16 protein-coding genes and 1 tRNA gene are annotated in these 17,554 nt (G+C 68.1%); 9 read left to right on the top strand and 8 right to left on the bottom strand.

Annotated features, from left to right (window positions below):
- Positions 1-2 precede the first annotated feature (2 nt).
- Genes ACWDOP_RS05225 through ACWDOP_RS05205 form a run of 5 tightly spaced genes read left to right on the top strand, consistent with a single transcriptional unit; the run spans position 3 to position 4,847 of the window.
- On the top strand, positions 3-1,049 hold the full coding sequence (locus tag ACWDOP_RS05225; RefSeq protein WP_456344014.1) for an MlaD family protein: 1,047 nt from the start codon (positions 3-5) through the stop codon (positions 1,047-1,049).
- Positions 1,046-2,149 (top strand): MlaD family protein, encoded by a 1,104-nt coding sequence (locus tag ACWDOP_RS05220; RefSeq protein ID WP_456344013.1) that lies wholly within the window; start codon positions 1,046-1,048, stop codon positions 2,147-2,149. Before ACWDOP_RS05225 ends, ACWDOP_RS05220 begins: the two co-directional genes overlap by 4 nt.
- A gap of 26 nt (positions 2,150-2,175) precedes the next feature.
- Complete coding sequence (locus tag ACWDOP_RS05215) at positions 2,176-3,273, top strand: MlaD family protein (protein ID WP_456344012.1); 1,098 nt, start codon at positions 2,176-2,178, stop codon at positions 3,271-3,273.
- Positions 3,270-4,226 (top strand): MlaD family protein, encoded by a 957-nt coding sequence (locus ACWDOP_RS05210; protein WP_456344011.1) that lies wholly within the window; start codon positions 3,270-3,272, stop codon positions 4,224-4,226. The genes ACWDOP_RS05215 and ACWDOP_RS05210 overlap by 4 nt, the downstream gene beginning before the upstream one ends.
- A gap of 15 nt (positions 4,227-4,241) precedes the next feature.
- Positions 4,242-4,847 carry a hypothetical protein gene (locus ACWDOP_RS05205; RefSeq protein WP_456344010.1) on the top strand — a complete coding sequence of 202 codons (606 nt, stop codon included), beginning with the start codon at positions 4,242-4,244 and terminating at the stop codon, positions 4,845-4,847.
- 219 nt (positions 4,848-5,066) lie between these two features.
- Here ACWDOP_RS05205 and ACWDOP_RS05200 read toward each other — a convergent pair whose 3' ends face one another.
- From ACWDOP_RS05200 to ACWDOP_RS05185, 4 genes are read right to left on the bottom strand one after another with little or no spacing between them, the layout of a single operon-like run.
- Positions 5,067-6,704 (bottom strand): AMP-binding protein, encoded by a 1,638-nt coding sequence (locus ACWDOP_RS05200; RefSeq protein WP_456344009.1) that lies wholly within the window; start codon positions 6,702-6,704, stop codon positions 5,067-5,069.
- On the bottom strand, positions 6,694-7,632 hold the full coding sequence (locus ACWDOP_RS05195; protein ID WP_456344008.1) for an SDR family NAD(P)-dependent oxidoreductase: 939 nt from the start codon (positions 7,630-7,632) through the stop codon (positions 6,694-6,696). The genes ACWDOP_RS05200 and ACWDOP_RS05195 overlap by 11 nt, the downstream gene beginning before the upstream one ends.
- Complete coding sequence (locus ACWDOP_RS05190; protein ID WP_456344007.1) at positions 7,629-8,678, bottom strand: TetR/AcrR family transcriptional regulator; 1,050 nt, start codon at positions 8,676-8,678, stop codon at positions 7,629-7,631. Before ACWDOP_RS05190 ends, ACWDOP_RS05195 begins: the two co-directional genes overlap by 4 nt.
- Positions 8,679-8,720: 42 nt before the next feature.
- The gene (locus ACWDOP_RS05185; protein ID WP_456344006.1) at positions 8,721-9,914 is read right to left on the bottom strand and encodes an MFS transporter; all 1,194 of its coding nucleotides are present in this window, start codon (positions 9,912-9,914) and stop codon (positions 8,721-8,723) included.
- Between the two features lie 80 nt (positions 9,915-9,994).
- On the opposite strand from ACWDOP_RS05185, the gene ACWDOP_RS05180 reads away from it, so the two are divergent.
- Positions 9,995-10,576 (top strand): helix-turn-helix domain-containing protein, encoded by a 582-nt coding sequence (locus ACWDOP_RS05180; protein ID WP_456344005.1) that lies wholly within the window; start codon positions 9,995-9,997, stop codon positions 10,574-10,576.
- Positions 10,577-10,879: 303 nt separating this feature from the next.
- Positions 10,880-11,353 (top strand): DUF488 domain-containing protein, encoded by a 474-nt coding sequence (locus ACWDOP_RS05175; protein WP_456344004.1) that lies wholly within the window; start codon positions 10,880-10,882, stop codon positions 11,351-11,353.
- Here the strand turns inward: ACWDOP_RS05175 and ACWDOP_RS05170 are convergent.
- From ACWDOP_RS05170 to ACWDOP_RS05160, 3 genes are all read right to left on the bottom strand, one after another.
- Entirely contained in the window at positions 11,350-12,138 is a 789-nt protein-coding gene (locus ACWDOP_RS05170) for a hypothetical protein (protein WP_456344003.1), read from the bottom strand. The genes ACWDOP_RS05175 and ACWDOP_RS05170 overlap by 4 nt on opposite strands.
- A 321-nt stretch (positions 12,139-12,459) precedes the next feature.
- Positions 12,460-13,725 carry an SGNH/GDSL hydrolase family protein gene (locus ACWDOP_RS05165; RefSeq protein ID WP_456344002.1) on the bottom strand — a complete coding sequence of 422 codons (1,266 nt, stop codon included), beginning with the start codon at positions 13,723-13,725 and terminating at the stop codon, positions 12,460-12,462.
- 478 nt (positions 13,726-14,203) lie between these two features.
- Positions 14,204-14,356: an FAD-dependent oxidoreductase gene (locus tag ACWDOP_RS05160; RefSeq protein ID WP_456344001.1), complete on the bottom strand. Its 153-nt coding sequence runs from the start codon at positions 14,354-14,356 to the stop codon at positions 14,204-14,206.
- Positions 14,357-14,848: 492 nt separating this feature from the next.
- Here ACWDOP_RS05160 and ACWDOP_RS05155 point away from each other — a divergent pair, with 492 nt between their 5' ends.
- Complete coding sequence (locus tag ACWDOP_RS05155; RefSeq protein WP_456344000.1) at positions 14,849-15,046, top strand: hypothetical protein; 198 nt, start codon at positions 14,849-14,851, stop codon at positions 15,044-15,046.
- A complete protein-coding gene (locus tag ACWDOP_RS05150) occupies positions 15,043-17,226 on the top strand; it encodes an N-6 DNA methylase (protein ID WP_456343999.1) in 2,184 nt (727 codons plus the stop codon). The genes ACWDOP_RS05155 and ACWDOP_RS05150 overlap by 4 nt, the downstream gene beginning before the upstream one ends.
- Before the next feature lie 216 nt (positions 17,227-17,442).
- Here the strand turns inward: ACWDOP_RS05150 and ACWDOP_RS05145 are convergent.
- A tRNA-Arg gene (locus tag ACWDOP_RS05145) sits at positions 17,443-17,518 on the bottom strand.
- Between the last annotated feature and the right edge of the window lie 36 nt (positions 17,519-17,554).

The raw sequence follows: 17,554 nt of genomic DNA, 5'->3' as shown, positions 1-17,554 counted from the left end.
GTGTGCGGAACCGATTCCGCCGGGACGACAGCCCCCGCGACGCGGCCGCCCAGCGCCGCTGGGAAACCCGGCGCGGCCTGTTCGGAGCGCTCGCGGTCGTCATCGCGCTCGTCGCGGTCGCGGTGCTGTACGCCGTGCCCTTCGGAAAGCACACGTACACCGCCGAATTGACCGAGGCGCAGTCGGTGCGGGCCGGAGACGACGTCCGGTTGGCCGGCATCTCCGTAGGCAAGGTCGAAAGCCTGGAACTGCGGCCCGACCGCGTCCTCATGACGTTCACGGTCGACAGCGCCGTGTTCCTGGGCCGGGAGACCTCCTTGGACATTCGGATGCTCACCGTCGTCGGCGGCCACTACGTGGCGCTGTTCCCCGCCGGGACAACCGCATTGGGCTCGGAGCGCATCCCGTCCGATCGAGTGCGGCTGCCCTACAGTCTCGCGGAAGCCTTTCAGGACGCGGCGGCGCCGATTCGCGGCGTCGACGGAGCGACGCTGCGCGGCAACCTCGATGCCCTGGCCGGGGCACTGACCACCGCGCCGGACGGGCTGCGTCAGATGCTGGACGGCGTAGAGAACTTCGTCGACGTGCTCACCCAGCAGCGCTCGGATGTGTCGAAGGCGATCTCCATCTCGGACGAATACCTGCGGGGGCTGGTCACCGCCCGCGGGGAACTGAAGCGCCTGGTGGACAAGGTCAACGTGCTCGAAACGGTGCTCGGCGACAAGCGCACCGAAGTCCGCCTCGCGGTGGAGACGCTGAACCGGGTCGTCGGCCGGCTCGCCGGCGTGCAACCCGCTTGGGAGGGAACCCTGAAACCGATGGCCGAGCGGATCGCCGCGGTCGTCCCCGAATTGGACAGGCTCGGTGCGCAACTGGAGCCGCTGCTGGGGGCGGTGCAGGCGCTGGCCGTACAGCTGCGCGCACTGATCACCGCCGAGCCCGGCGTCACCGTCGACCGGTCCGAGGTGGTCCTGGACGCCCAGGCCGCGATCGACCCGGCCGCGTTCGGCGAGTTCTGTGTTCCGGTGCGGGGCAGGGACTGCCGATGATCATCAGACTTCTCGGCTCGCGCGGGTTCATGTCGGCCGCGGGCGCGCTCGCGGTGGCGGCGCTCGCGGTGGTGGGCTACCTGATCATCGTCCAGCCGCTGCGCGCGCAGAACGCATACTGCGCCATCATGTCCGACGGCATCGGGCTGTACCCCGGCAACGAGGTCACCATGCGCGGCGTGCCCATCGGCACCGTGCGTTCGGTGGAACCCCGGGGGCGCACCGTACGGGTGGACTTCGACGTGGACGCGGACTACGCGCTCGCGGGCGATGTTTCGGCCACGACCGTGTCGCCGACCATCATCGCGGACCGTGCGCTGGCGCTGCTGAGCCCCGACCCGGGCGGCCCGCGCTGGGACGGTGCGCAGTGCATCACCAAGACGCTGACCCCCAAGAGCATGACCGAGACCCTCGGCGCGCTCGCCGAACTATCCAGGCAGACAATGGGTCCCGACGGCGAGAGCCCGGACGCGCTGCGGCGCGGTGTCGCCGCCCTGGACGCGGCGACCGCGGGCACCGGGCCGCAGCTCAACGAGATCGTTCGGAAACTCGGCACCGCGCTGAATTCGCCCGACGCCGCCATCGGGCACCTCGCCGGCGTGATCGACTCGCTCTCGGCCCTCTCGCGCAGCATCGCCGGGAACTGGGGCGACATCAAATCCATGCTGGTGCGGCTGAGTTCGGTACTGGGCCAGGTGAACAACGAATTGTTCAGCCGCACGGTCGAGATCATCGACGGCTTCCAGCGGGTGCTGCCGATGCTCAACGACATCACCACGCTCTTCGTCGATCCCATCTTCCGGGTGCTCGACTCCACCGTGCCGCTGGCCGAATTCATCGGGGCGCACGCGAATACCCTGCGCGACCTCACCGGTACCGCTCCCGTGCTGACCGGCGCGTTCGCCGCCGTCACCGATCTGCGGCCCGATGCCACCGGAATCGCCTATCGGCCACCTCGTTTCGCGATTCCGCAGCCCCAGGCCGAGCAGGTCTGCGCGGCGGTGAACGCGGTCACCGCCGGCACCTGCGCGGGTGCGGCGAACGGCCTGGTGGACCTTCGACTCGTGCAGCTGGTGCTGGGAATGGCGGGTGCGCGATGACACGGCGTTCGATCGTCCGGCGTTCGATGATCCGGTCCACGGCGACCGGATCCGGCGGCCGGTGGCGGACCGGGACCGGGCGCGCCCTGGCCGGACTGGCGGCCGCCACGCTGCTGCTCGGCGGGTGCGCGTTCGATCCGGCCGCGGTGCCCATCCCCGGGACCGAGGTCTCCGGCCCCGCGTACGAGATCGGCATCGAATTCAGCAACGCGCTGAATCTGCCCATGCGGGCCAAGATCTTCGCGAACGGCGTGCGCATCGGGACCGTCGAGGACGTCACGGTGCACGAATCGGCGGAACCCGGCGGGCACGGCGGCTACGTGGTGGTGCGCGCGAGCATCAGCGAATCGGTGCGGCTGCCCGTCACGACGACCGCCGATCTGCGGCAGGACACGGTGCTCGGCGATATCCACCTCGCCTTGACCACACCGCCGGACGGGTTCGGCGAGCTGCTCGGCGCGGGCGGCACCATTCCGCTGCGGCAGACCCGGCCGCCGATTCAGATCGAGGACACCCTCGCGGGTATGGCGACGTTCGTGCAGGGCGGTGCGATCAATCGGATGCAGGAGATCGTCAACCGCTTCAACGCCGTGCTGCCCGAGGACCCCGCGCAAACCGCCCGGATCGCGCAGGTGGTCGGTGGCGACGCCATCGATCTGGCGGCGAATCTCGCGCAGGTCGAATCCCTGCTGAACGGGCTCGGCGGCACCGCGGCGAGCGTGCGCGCCAACGGTGACGAACTGGCGGAGCTGCTCACCGACGACGGGGTGCGGCAGGTGTCGGATTCGGTGACCTCCATCGTCGGTGTGGTCGGCGTGCTGGGCGCGCTCGGTGACGTCGCGCACTCGCTGGCCTGGCTGGCTCCGCTCGCGCAATCCGGTGACGCGGCGGCGGCCGCGTTCGTACCGCTGGCCCTGACCGGGCGGCCGCTGGATCTGAACGCGCCGTCCAATCTGAACGCCCTGGTCGCCCTGATTCGCGACAAGATCATTCCGTGGGTCGAGCACGGCCCGAAGGCGAACATCACCGCCGCGCGGATCACCGCGGCGGGGGAGCCCCCGAGCACCGACGACCAGATCGAGCACATACTCGACGTCCTGCGCATGATCGGAGCCGTGCGATGAAGGCGGGCAGCGTGTTCTCCCTGGGCGGGATAGCCCTGATCTGCGCGATCTGCGTGGCCTACCTGAGTTTCGGTGTGCTGCGCGCCGACCCGCTGTCCGAACCGATTCGGGTCGCCATGGCGCTGCCGGAAACAGCAGGGCTGCAAGTGGGTTCGCCGGTGCTGCTGCTCGGGGTGAAGGTCGGTGAGGTCACCTCGCTGCGGCGCGCGGCCGCGGGGATCGAGGTCGGACTCGAGATCGAACCCGAACGACCGATCGCGGTCGACAGCACGGTGACCATCGAAACCCTGTCCGCGCTCGGCGAGCCCTACCTCGAGTTCGTGCCCGGCACCGACGACGGTCCGCACCTGGTCGACGGCGACCGGGTGCGCACCGAGGCCGTGCGCGTTCCGCCGTCGATTCCGGAGGTGGCCCGGGTGGTCACCCAGGTCATGAACCAGCTCGATCCCCGCGCCATCGAATCCCTGATCGGCACCGCCGGAACGGCATTGGCGGGCACCGAGGCCGTGGTGCCGGATCTGGCGCGCGCCACCGACGTGCTCGCGGCCACCCTGATGACCCGGTCCCCGCAGATCGCGTCCATGCTCACCGATCTGCAGTCGATGGTCCCGGACACGGCCTGGACCGGTCCCGCGTTCACCGCCGCCGCACCGGATTTCGTGGAGTTCGGGCAGCGCGTCGACGAGATCGCCAGGGCCGTGGAACGTCTGGTGCGTACCGGCGACACCCCGGCCATGTACCTCGAGGGTCGGGGCCTGGTGCCGTTCCTGGACCGGCTCACCGCCTGGATCGACAAGGCCGGACCCGAACTCCAGCCCTTGATTCCGGTGCTGCGGCCCCTGGCCGAGAGCTCCGCCGCCGCCCCGCGCATCGATATCGGCGCGCTGATCAGCCAGGCCCTGGCCGCCACCGCGCCCGACGGCGCGATCCGGCTCCGGGTCACCGTCAACTAGAGGTTCGAGGACACCATGAGCGACGAGACACCGGGCAGCGCAACGGCATCGGAGACCCCACCGCGTCTCGACAAGGCGCCCGCGCGGCCGACGGCGAGCGGCACCATCTCGGTACGCCGATCCACCCTGGTCACCGGGGCCGCGCTGCTGGCCGCGACAGCGGTCGCCGGAACGACCACGACACTGTGGCTGTCGGCCCGCTCCGACCTGAACGCGGCGGACGCCGCCCGGAGCGCGGACCGGCGGGCCGAACAGGTCGCCACCGACTACGCGGTCGGCGCGGCCACGATCGACTACACCCGGGCCGACGCCTGGGTGGGCAAGCTCAAGGCCAATACCTCACCGGAGCTGGCCGGTAAGTTCGACGCGACCGCGGGCAAGCTCCAGGAGATCCTGGTACCGCTGCAGTGGATGTCCACTGCCGCGCCGGTGGCCGCGAAAGTCGCTGGGACGGAGGGTGATCTGTACCGGGTGCACGTCTTCGTGAACGTGACCTCCAAGAGCGCCCAGAACCCGGACGGCGTGCAGACGACCGTCACGTACACGGTGAGCGTGGACGCCGCCCGGGGCTGGCAGGTGGTCGACGTGGGCGGCAGCGAAGGCGCCTTCCCCGTCGAGTAGTCCGGGGCGGGGGACTGCGCGGGCGCCACGGTTCGCGGCGTCCGCATCATCGGATGTGTTCCGGTGCAGCCGACTTCGAACATCGGTCCGGTCGCGCCGACCGGGAGCGGGCGTGCGGTACACCGAGACGGCGATGCCCGGGCACGATCCCGCGCGGCGGGATGGTTCGCATCGTGATGCCCCCGGCGCGGGAAAGCGCCGGGGGCATCCGATCTTCGGTCAGCCCTGGATGTCGCTCGGCCGGGCGTCGAGCTGCTTGCGCAGCACCTTGCCGCTCGGATTGCGCGGTATCCGGTCCAGGGAGCGGAATTCCTTGGGGACCTTGTAGCGTTCGAGCCGGTCGCGAATGTGTGCCTTGAGCTCGTCGTTCCCGGGCACCGAGTGACCGGCCGCCGGGACGACGTACGCGCGCAGTACCTGACCGAATTCCGCACTGGGAACCCCGATCACGACCGCGTCGCCGATCGCCGGATGGTCGGCCAGCACGTCCTCCACTTCTTTCGGATAGATGTTCTCGCCGCCGGAGACGATCATGTCGTCGTCGCGGCCGTCCACATACACCCGGCCGTCGGCATCGAGGTGGCCCATGTCGCCGGTGTTCACGTGGCCGTCGACGATCTCCTTGACCGGGGTCGGCGAATTCGCCTCCGCCACATAGCCGTGATAGCCGAGGCCGCCGCGCACGAAGATGGTTCCGGTCTCGCCTGTCGCGGCGGGGGTGCGGTCGGCGCGCAGCACGCGCACCGAGACCCCGATGGCGGGCCGTCCGGCGGTCTTGGGCGAGAACAGCAGGTCCTCGGGGGTGGCGATGGATACCACCCCCGCCTCGGTGGACCCGTAGCCGTTCACCAGAATCGGGCCGAAGGCGGCCAGGAACTTCGAAATCGTCACCGGGGCGATGGGGGCCGCGCCCGTCACCGCCAAACGCAGTGAATCGGTGCGGAACTCGCGGCGGCGCTGCTCGGGAACCGCTATCAGGCGCTGGATCATGACCGGAACGCCGACGAAGACGGTCGCCCGGTGTCGCTCGATATCGCCCAGGGCGACTTCGGGATCGAAGCGGGTGCGGGTGATCACCGTCGCGCCCAACGCCAGCGCTCCGGTCAGCAGGGCGAGGCCGAAGCCGTGGAAGAACGGCGGCGCCAGCACCAGGACGTCGCGGGCGGTGAAGCGGGTCGCCGACATCGAGGTCGCGACCATCTCCAGCAGCACGCGCTGACCGATCGGGCGGGAAACGCCTTTGGCCAGGCCGGTGGTGCCCGAGGTCAGCAGGGTGATCTTCACCGGGACGCGGACGCGGGGCGCGGACGGATGCGACTGCCGGGCAAGCGAATCCAGGGTCGGGCCGGTCGCGTCGGCGTCCGTGCGCACCCGCGTGCCCCGGTACCCGGCCGCGGCGACGGCCGCCTCGTACTCCGCGTCGTGCACCAGGATGTCCGGCCGGTGCCGATCCAGAATCTGCGCGAGCTGAGCGGCGGGCAGATCGGTGTTGAGGAAGACCAGCTCGCACCCCAGCTGCGCCCCGGCCACCATCGCCTCGATGAAGCCGCGGTGGTTGCGGCATAGCACCGCAAAGGTTTTCGCGCCGGGATGCATCGCGTTCAGAGCGGCGGCGATGGCCTCGGTGCGGCGCTGCAGGGTACCGTAGGTGACCGCGCCGCGCTCGTCGATGATCGCGGTGCGATCGGCGTGGCGGGCGGCCGAGATGGCCAGCACCGTCGCGAGCGAGGGACCGTACTGTCGCACAGCGGCCCCGATGCGGACCGCGGTGACCGGGCCGACCGGCGTCAGCGCGCCCGAGGCGAGGAGCGGCAGCACCGCGTCCCGCCAGCGGAAACCCTTGGCGTCATGCGGCATTGCCGTCCCCCTTGACCACGGCCAGCGAGGCTCGAGTGTCCCCGAGGAAGCGGTAGAGGAAGCCTGCCCCTATCTCGAGCGGATTCTGCAGCAGCGCCGCCAGCACCGCACTCGGCCGGCCGTAGACGGGGGTCAGCGTGCGCGGTTTGCGCACCACGGCGCGGGCGATGATGTACCCGGCCTCGCGGGCGGAATGCCCGGGCAGCGCGGAGATCCAGCCGCTGGGCGCGCTCATGCGCGTGAACATGGCGCCCGCGTAGAGGGTGGTCAGCGTGACGCCGTCCGGGCGCGCCTCCATGCCGACCGCGCGCATCCAGATGTCGAACGCGGCCTTGGAGGACAGGTAGAAGCCCCACTTCGGCGCGACCGGGAACATGACCCCTACCGTCGAGACGTTCACGATGTGGCCGGATCCGCGCTCGCGCATGCTCGGCAGCAGCGCCAGCGTCAGACGCATCGGGCCGATGTAGTTCGCGGCCGTGGTGGTCGCGAGATCCTTCGGCCGGTCGTAGGACAGGTGTATCGAACGGCGCAGCGACTTGCCCGCGTTGTGCACCAGGTAGTCGACCCGGCCGAACTGCGTGAGCACCTGTCCCGCAAAGGAAGTGACCGAATCCTCCGACGCCAGATCCAGCGGGATGGCGACCGCGCTGCCACCCGCCGCCTTGATCTCGGCCACGATCAGCTCGAGCTGATCGGCCGAGCGCGCGCCCAGCACCACAGTCGCGCCCGCGGCGGCGAGCATGCGCGCGGTGGCCTCGCCGAGGCCGTAGGACGCGCCCGTCACGACGGCGATCTTGCCGTCCACCTCGCGGCGCAGCCGGTCCGGATTCTTCAGCCCGCGCGGGCCGATCAGCCAGGCGATACCGCGCCCGAGCGGACCGGCCGCGAGTCTGTTGGTGGGTCCGGTGTCCAGGGAATCGGTCATCGGTCGGGCTCCGTCTCGTCGTCGAGTGCGAATGCGGTGGGGGAGTGCGCCGTATCGGGATCGGCCGGTGCGGCGCGGTTGGGGTGCTGGGCACGGTCGAACAGCGCGGCTATGGCGCGGGACGACAGGGGTGTGCCCGGGTCCATGGACAGCACCGCCTGCGCGGTGCCGAAGAAGTTGGCGAGCAATACTTCTCGCAGTTGCTCGCGGCTCAGTGCCCGGGCGCGCAGCCACTCCGCGACGGCGCTCTCGACGAAGCCGAGCCAGCCGGCCAGGGCGGTGCGCATGAGCGCGTTTCCCGGTCCGCCCGAGACCTCCTGGAGCATGGCCCCCACCAGCTGGTCGAAATACCGCTCGGCGATGGCGCGCAATTCCGGATCGGTGGCGCGGGCGCTGAGCGCCAGGGGGGAGCCGAGATAGCGCTCGGCGTGGGCGAGATACAGGTCGAGGCCCCGGACGAGCCGGGGGATCGCGGGACCGCGCAGCGCGCGCAGGCTCGCCCAGAAGTCGGCGGCCACGGCGTCGGCGGCGGCCAGGTAGAGGCCGCGTTTGCCACCGAAGTGGTAGGTGATCAGGCCGATCGCCACGCCCGCCCGGCGGGCGATCTCGGTGGTGGAGGCCTCGTCCACGCGCTGGGTGGTGAAGGTGGCGACGGCGGCGTCCAGGAGTGCGGCCCGGGCGCCACCGCCGCGGGTAGGTGGTGTTGAAAGTGTTTCAATCGGCGATTCTGCCGGGTGCTCTTGAACAGATTTCAAGGGGTTCTCGGCCGTGGCTCCAGCATCGTCGGGTTGCGCCGGAACCGGGGTGCCGCCCGCGGTTCCGGCGCGATTCGCGGCCTCGGCGTGGATCAGTTCCAGCACTTCCAGACACAGCTCGTTCTTGTTCTGAAAGTTCGAGTAGACAGCACCTTTCGAGTATCCGGCGGTCTCGGCGACCTGGGTCAGCGAGGTATTCGCCGGGCCCTGTGCGACGAAGAGATCACGCGCCGCGCGCACCAGCTCTGCGCGTGTGCGCGCCCGGCTCTGCGCCCGATTCATCCGTGCCATGCGAATCAAGATACCAACGGAATTTGAATACCGGAAGATCTGTCACGCGCGGGCTCGCTCCATCAGCACGAACGGCACGGTCAGCAGGGCGAGGACCGCGCCGAGCCACGGAACAGCGGAAACGCTCGCCCCGGAGTTCAGGACGGGGCCGGCCAGTACCGGCACCAGGCCGATGCCGAGCTGAAAGGCCGATACCGTGGTGGCGCCGGCCAGGGTGGGGGCGTCACCGGCGATGGTGAACACGCGGCTGTAGATGGCGGGGTTCAGGACGAATCCGGCGATGCCCAGCAGCAGCACGAGCGGGATGACGGCGAGCGCGTGCCCGGCCAGCGCCGCGATCAGCACCGAGCACAGGGCGATACCCGCCGCGCCGGACAGCAGGGCGCCGTGCGGGCGCCGATCCGAGATCCGGCCGCCGATGGCCAGGCCGATGTACGCTCCCACCCCGAACAGCACCAGAATCGGTGCGAGCCAATCGTTCTCGATACCGGTGACGGTGGTCAGCAGCTCGGCCAGGTAGTTGAAGGTGATCATGTAGGCGGCGGTGCTGAGCAGGGTCGCCGCGTAGACCAGCCACAGACTCGGCCGTCGCATGGCCGCGAACTCGCGATCGACGCTGCTCGGCGCGGACTCGGCCGAGGTCGGCGGGAGCAGGACGGCGACCGCGGCGGCCGCCACGACCGTCAGCGCCACCACCAGCCAGAAGCCGCCCTGCCACCCGGTGCGATAACCGATGAACGTGCCCGCCGGCCCGCCCAGAATCATGGCCAGGCTCAGTCCGCTGATCACCACGCCCGAGGCCCGGCCCGCCCGGTCCGGGGCGACCAGGCTCACCGCCGTCACCGCGGCCACCGCGAAGAACCCGGCGTACGCGAGCCCCGCCACGAATCGGGTGATCAGCAGGGCCGGGTAGGTGCCGATGAGCAGTCCCGCCGCGATGCTCGCCGCGAACACCACCTGCGACAGCACCAGCGCGGTGCGCCGCGGCCAGCGCAGGCTCACGACCGCGAACGGCGGCCCGCCCACCACCACGCCGACCGCGAACGCGGTGATCAGCCCGCCGACGGTGGCCATGCCGACCCCGATGTCCGCGGCGACCGCGGGCAGCACCCCCGCGAGGAGGAATTCCGCGCTGCCCATCGCGAAAAGACTGAAGGCCAGCAGATATACCCCGGCGGGCAGTCGGCCGCCGGTCCCCGGGGCACGGGCCCCGGACTTCTCGATTGTCGAACTCATGCTTCGGAGCGTGCTGCCCACGGCGAACACCGGCAATGAATCGTTGCCGAAACAGCAACGCCTCGCGTCTACTGGATCCGGTGGAGAATCACCCCGCCCTCACCGCCACCCTGGCCCAGGTCGGCGTGCGCCTGCGCCGCCTGCGCGAGTCCAAAGACCTGTCCCTGGCCGACCTGCACCGCCTGACCGGCATCTCCAAGAGCACCCTGTCCCGCCTCGAATCCGGCGGCCGCAAACCAAGTTTGGAGCTCCTGCTCCCGATATCCGCCGCCCTCGGCGTCCCCCTGGACGACATCGTCGCCGCGCCCCGGATCGTGGATCCCCGCCTCCCACAGCAACCCCGCCACACCGCCGGCCGCGTGATAGTCCCCCTCTCCCGCACCCAAGGCGAGCCGAAGGCCTACAAACTCTTCATCCCCGAGTCCGAGTCCGCCCCCTTCCCCCGCACCCACGCCGGCTACGAGTGGCTCTACGTCCTGACCGGCCGCCTCCGCCTGATCCTCGGCGACTACGACATAACCCTGGGGCCCGGTGAGGTGGCCGAGTTCGACACCCAGCACCCCCACTGGTTCGGCTCGACGGGCAAAGGCCCCGTGGAGATTTTGAGTTTGTTCGGCGGCCAGGGTGAGCGGATCCACATCCGAGCTCGGGCGGCGTCGTGAGTCCCGGGTTCATGGGTGAGCCGCATATGGGGGCTGGAACCCTTAGGCGGCGTTAGCAACTCGGCGATCGGCCGATCCCGGCGGTCATCGCGACCCGATGGAGATCCGGCCTGGATCGGCCGCCCGAACCAGCCTCATCACTCGCGCGCCGAACGCCGGTATCGGGGGACTGGACCCGCGCTCGCGGTGGTGGTGGTCCCGCCCGGGTGACGATCCACAGCGGTCGAGAAGCTTGATCAGCGCGGTGTTTCGTCGGTCTCGAGGCGCCGCGTGTCGACGGTGCCTGGTGCACGATAGGTAGCCATGGGAGTCTCTGATACCGCCGACCAGACCGATGCCGTAGGGGCAACACTGGTCAGCATCGGCTACGAGGGCAAGACCGCCGCGGATCTCGTTGCCCAGCTCATCGCACAGGGCGTGCGAGTGCTTGTGGATGTGAGGTTGACGCCGCTGAGTCGTAAGCCGGGATTGTCGAAGACGAGGTTGGCCGAGGCGCTCGCCGCTGTGGGAATCGCCTACGTTCACCATCGCGCACTTGGCAATCCCAAGAGCAACCGGGAGGGCTTCCGTGCCGGTGAGCCGGAGTCGCGCGCCCGATACCGTGATGTGCTCGACACCGATGCCGCGGCCGACGCGCTCGCCCATGTGTCGGAGCTGCTCGACGGCGGGGTGGTGGCGTTGCTGTGCTTCGAGCATGATCATTCCGAGTGCCACCGAGAGATCGTTGCGCATCGACTCCTGGAGTCTCGGCCCGACGCCGCGGTCGTGCACGTCTAGAACAGGGTGAGCTCGGCCTTCGGATACCAGACTCCCAGGACGGAGAACGACCGCCGGCGCATGTTCTGATTGCCTACATAGAAGTGGACATCGCACTCGGGAGACAGCATCTCCTCACCCCACTTGGCGATCAGCATTTCTCGCGCTCGGCGGTCGCCGTTGCCTCTGAGCCACCGTCGACCCGCTTGACCGGCTTCCCAATCCAGCACCTTCTGGTCATGGCCGGGGCAGGTCGGTGTCAGGCACCTGTACCTGTAGCGCACAGCGTAGGGAGGTGGTTCCAGCGGCTCGAGCGAAGTACCGAACAGATCCGGTGCGGATGCTGCGTCGACCTTGGCCTGTTCTGCTGCGGTCCACGGGTCTCCATCGACCACGCTCACCTGAACTTTTCTGGGCTTGATCAGTCCGAGCGAAGGTGAAGGAACTCCCATGCCGCCTGCGGGGTTGGCTTCGAGGAGCTCGCACATAGTGGTGGCTCCGAGAAGGCCGTCGAGATTCATCCGTCGTCGCTGCCAGTTACCCCGCGCGTCCAGTTGCTCGACATGTTCCAGTTCGTCCTGTCGTGGACGGAACGATTCGGGGCGGTTGTCGCTTCTGGTCTCGTATGTTCCGTTCAAGCGTAGGATTTCGTACTTCTTGAACCGCTTGTCGAAGTCCTTGTTGCGAAACTTGACTGGATACAGTCGGATCCACTCCGGCCGCCCGCGATCGAGCCGCACGCCCGCGACACAGACGGTCTCGCCATAGGTCTCGCTGGGATTCGGGTAGGTCTTGACCGTGACCATTACCGTCGCTGTCTCGTCTCCGGCGCGTGGTGACCTGATACCCATGGAACCCCCTGGAATCCGCCTGTCGGCTGTCCCCGCTCATCCAGGGTAATGCGCATTGCACATTGATGACGAGGTTCGCGGTGTGGATCGCAGCGGCGTCGGAAAAGTGCGTGATATGACTGGGCCACAACATGTTTCATTGTAGATCGGGAGTCCTGACACTCATTTAGCTTCTCGTGCAGGTAAGTCCACGATTGCGCGGATTGCCGAGTATCCTTCGCGCCGCCAAATCCGCTGGCCACCTTCACGAAACGTCGTGTTGCCAAGGCGGCGTGGTCAGCCGAGACCTACGTCGGTCGCCGCCGCGGCCATCGCGGAATAGCCGGCGTCGCTGGGGTGCAGGTGGTCGCCGGAGTCGTACGCGGCCGCCAGTCGGCGAGGGTCGGCCGGATCGGCGAGGGCCGTGTCGAAGTCGATGACCGCGTCGTATTCGCCGGACGTGCGAATCCAGTCGTTGACGCGCGTGCGCTCGGATTCGTTGCGCTCCGAGAAATACGGCGACCCCTGCATGGGCAGCAGGGTCGCGCCTATCACGCGCAGACCTCGGGCGCGGGCCTGGCCGATCAGGGTGCGGTGGGCGGCGACGAGTTGATCGGCCGACACCGGAACCGGGGGTTCGCCTACCTCCGGCGCGCCGGCGCTGAGTCCGATGTCGTTGATGCCCTCCAGGATGATGACGGTGGAAACGCCGGGCTGGTCGAGGGCGTCCCGGCCGAACCGCCGTAGCGCGCTCTCGCCCAGCCACTCGGAGTCGACGGTGACCCGGTTGCCGCCGATGCCCTGGTTGAGCACCGCGCGCGAGTTGCCCTGTGCCGCCAGTCGTTCGGCCAGTTCGTCGGGGAATCTGTTGTTGGTGTCGGCGGTGGATCCGACGCCGTCGGTGATCGAGTCGCCGAACACTACGATCCCGGCGGTGCGCGGCAGGATGTCGGCCACCTCGACCCGGGACAGGTAGTACCAGGCCCGGGTGGTGTCGGTGAACGCCGCGCCGCCGGTGTCGGCGCGGTGGTCGCCGACCGCGCGATAGGAGGTCGCGAGGGCCTGGGAATGCTGGGTGACCGGCCCCGCCGCCGCGGCGAGGTGGAGGGTGACGGCCAGCGTGTCTAGCGGCGCGACCGGCAGCAGCACCGGGTCGGTCAGCAGCTCCGCGCCCGGCGCGATGGTCACGGACCGCGCGCCGCCGAATGTCACCTCGCGCAGGGTGTTCGGAACGATCGCGGCGCCGGAAGCGCTGTGGGCGAGATTCGCCCCGGTGATCGGCAGGGGCGCGGTGCCGTACCGGTTGGACAGCTGGATCCGCACGACGGCGCCCCCGGCGGTCACTCGAATGTTCTGGCGCACAGTGTGATTCGCGAATCCGTCCACCGACCAGTTCGGCTCGGGGAACTGGTCCGCTTGGTACAGCGCGGTGGTCCAGGCTGCGGACCAACCCGGCGGGGTCGTCACCGCGTCGGCCGCCGGCACGGTAGCGGGTAGCGCGAGCATCGTCACCAGCGTGAGCGCGGACAACAGGGTGGTGAGGACACAGGAGCGGGAGCGCACGACGAAATCCGTTCTGCGATAAGCGGAATGAGCCCGCGCGAGCCGCGCGGTACGACAACGATTGCTGTACGTCCAACGCTATGACGCGAGGGCGCGCGCTCCAATGTGCGGCTGACTCGGAACCATGCTCGAAAAGAGCAGCTGACGGCCGCCGATGACCCCTGGTTCGCGGGTCGTGTCAGCGCCGCCGCGCACGCCGCCACCTCTGCGGCGGTGCAGGCGGCCCCATGACCGCCTGACGATCCGGCTGTTCCGGGCTCGGCATGGGTAGAACGGGCCGCGTGCCTTCCCGGACATCGGGCAGGGCCTCGGTCGTAGTGGCGCCCGTGTCCGAAGCAATCGCTTCCGGGCGACTCGATCCTCGTGTACGGCATTCCGAGGGCATGCCCGTCGTCAGTAGGCGCGTTCAGTTGACCAGCGGCGTGGCACCCGGCCGAACGGGGATTTCGGCAACAACTACACCTGCCGCGCTCGCTGGCTATCGCGGTACGAGATGGTCTCGCTGTGTGAGGACTTCCTGGGCTGCGCGGGTGCCGGATTCGTTGGCAACGTCGATGTAGCACGGGTGATCGAGCGCGGTTTCGGTGCCGGCCCAGTGGATATCGCCGACCGGTGCCAGTGGCAGCCGCATCTGGGCGACGGTGGTTCCTGGTTCCGGAAGTGCTGTGTAGCCCCCGCGTTGTCGTCGAGATGCCAGGCCTTCTCATGCTGGCTCACATGGGTGAGGATCTCTGTGCTCATCCGAGAAGCCAACGGGCCGAGAAGGGTTTCGCGCCTGGATGCCGGGCCACAGTGGTCGTGTGTGTGGGCGTGGGGATGTCGATACTGAGACGGCCGCTGGTCTCCGCCTCGTTCATCGAGCGGTATTGCCTCGGGCAAGTTGTCAGTACTCGTGTTGCCAGTTGTCGATCGGAAAGCCGTTCGTAGACGGCCTGAACCCGGCTTAAAGTTGCTGGTAGACATAGTATGAATTGCGAATATTCTGCTTCGTGTCGCAACCGTAGAGTGAGTGCTACGGTGTCTGCGCATGGCAGTGCGCACTTTGTTGTCAGCCCTGTGATGCGTAGCGTGATGCACATGTCGGCGGGAACGTTCTCGCTGTCGGTGATACGGAGGAATCACGATGTTCGAATCTGGCCGCGTCCTACTGGCGGTAATCGCCATCCTGATCGGTGGTATCGCAGGTGTTATCGCCGGCGTCCTCGCTGCCACGGATGGCGCCTCGACGGCCGCGGCGGTCAAGAGCGGCTTCGGCGCCTTCCTCGCGGCGACTGTCCTGACGCTGACGTTGATGGCCTTCATGTCCGGATTCAATCTGTGAACAACAGTGAGCGCCAGATGGTTTCGCGGCGGGAGATCATGAATCTGGCAGCGATCAGCAGTCCGCTGGTATCGAAGTGGAAAGAACGGCACTTCGACTTTCCGCAGCCCAGACTGTCGGACCAGGGGGAGTTTTACGTCTTGGCCGAGATGATCGAGTGGCTGCGGGGTCGCCCGATTCCCGCCAAAAGCCGGTTGTCCGATTACGAGCCGCCGGGTACCACCTATGCCGATCGGATCGTCCGGAAACTTCGCAATCTGCCGCCCTTCCCCATCGACCCGCCGGCACCGAGCAATGTTGTTGCTCGGATGGACACCGACCACGTCAACCAACTCGCCGATCTGTTCGGAGCGGTGGCCACTCGGATCAGCGGCGGTGACGCATCGACGGAATACCTGCAACTCGTCCTCGGCTCGGTTTTCGTATGCGACCGTGATTCCGCGAATTGGAAGGAGATCGGTCGGCTGGTCGGGACCGCTGCCGCGCGGCCGGAAACCAAACCGGCGGAACTCCTCGCCGCGGTGGCCGTAGTCATCGACCGCGTGCTACGGGCGCACGGCGTATTGCCCGGCCTCGGTCCGGTTTTCGCGCGACTGCGACCGACTTCGGTCAAGGATGTTGCTCAGGTGCTGCGGGCCTGCGACGGGCTGGATCGGCGCTCGTTTCCAGCGCTGCTCGATCGCTTCGCATCGTGGAGTCCACGGAAAAGCAATGAGTTCGTCACACCAGCAGCCCTGGTCGAACTCGTCACCGAGATCGTGATCGATTCCGCCGCCGGTGATTTCCACTGCCACGACCCGTATATGCGATCCGGTGAATTCGCGTCGAGCGCTGCTGCCCGGGCCGCCGACGCCACGGTATCCGGTGTCGGCAGAGACAGCACACAGGAGCGGCTGGCGGGTATGAGTAGCGCTATCCACGGTGCGGATGTCAGCAGATTGAATCGCAGCGTTGCGGCACCGCTGGTGAGTTCGGCGAACTGGCCGATCGGCGTTGACTTCGTCGTGACGAACCCACCATTCAATCAGAAGACAACGGGTCAATGGCGTGAGCCAGATGGGGGCTGGCCCTTCGGCACACCGCCGAGAAAGAACGGCAACTTCGCTTGGTTGCAGCGCGTGTACGCGTCTCTCACACCGGGCAGTGGCCGTGCCGGAGTGGTCATGCCGAACCAGGCCGGAACTTCCGAGGACCGCGAAGAGCTGGCGATTCGTACGGCCATGATCGATGCCGGCGCCGTCGAGTGCGTGATCGCGCTCCCCGCTGGCCTCTTCGCGACAACGCCTGTCCCGGTCAGTATTTGGATCCTGTCCCGGCCCAGCGAGGTTCGAGATTCCGTCCTGCTGATCGATGCGCGTTCGGTGGGAGACAAGCAAGGCGGTCGGCGGTACCTGTCCGAGCGCGATGTCAGCACTATCGTCGACTGCCACCGCGCGTGGATCTTGGGCGGATTGCGGGGCGATCCGTTGGATTTTGGTGGCGGCAACATCGCTTTCGCGGTTGGTCACGACGAGATCGCCAGGTGCGGATACTCGCTCAGTCCCGCCGACTACCGCGTGATCCCCGGGGTGCCCACCGCCGCTCGAACTGTGCCCCTCGCCGAACTCTGTGACCTCAGAGCTGGGCCGTCCAACGACATTGTCAAGACACTTGACCTCGTCGAGGGTGGTGTCCCGCTGATCGCGCCCGCGCAGCTGCTGCACCGCCGTGTCGTGGCTGACCAAGCCCGGCGGATATCTCACGCTGCTGCCGACCGGCTGGGCCGATTCCAAGTCCGGCCGTTGGACATCCTCTGTGCCAGAACAGGAACTCTCGGCCCCTGCGCGATTATTGATTCCGACGACGAGCTGATGCTCTTCTCGACGGCGCTGATCCGGCTACGGGTCAAAGACAAGGTGGATGTGATCGATCCGCGGTATCTTCTTGCCTTTCTTTCTCTCCCCTCAACCGTCGCGTGGATCGAGAACAAGGCTGCGGGCACTTCGATCCCATCGATCAGCTCGGCGAACCTGGGCAAGCTGCTCGTCCCGTTGCCGCCCTTGGCGGAGCAGCGACGAATAGGCGACCAGCTGGCCACCACCGACGAACAGATAGTCCGACTGCACCGCAAGGTGCAGGACCTGAACAAGCTGCGAGTCGATCTGGCGGTCACGCTCTTCGCGAACCTGCCGAGCGGATGAGAACTCTATGAGACGGCGGTCGTGCGGCAGGTTCGCGCGGCTGTCGAGCGGTCGTACTCGCCACTGGCACCGCCTGGGTGCTGCTGGGCTGGGGGTTCACATCTCGGAAGCCAGCCATTCGACAGAGGTCACCCGTACCGGTTCGCGCATCGCGTCCCGGCTGACCACAATCGAACCTGTGCCCTTCAGGGCATCGGGCCGAGCCTCGGTCATCGGTGGTGCCCTCGGCAGGAATCGAACCTGCGACCTACCCTTTAGGAGAGGGTTGCTCTATCCCCTGAGCTACGAAGGCTGGGCCGGTGCGGTGGGGTACCGAGCCGGACGTCGG

Source organism: Nocardia sp. NPDC003693 (genome assembly GCF_053981095.1).
Note: the sequence above shows the minus strand (reverse complement) of the source record. Positions and strands in the feature narration are given on the sequence as shown.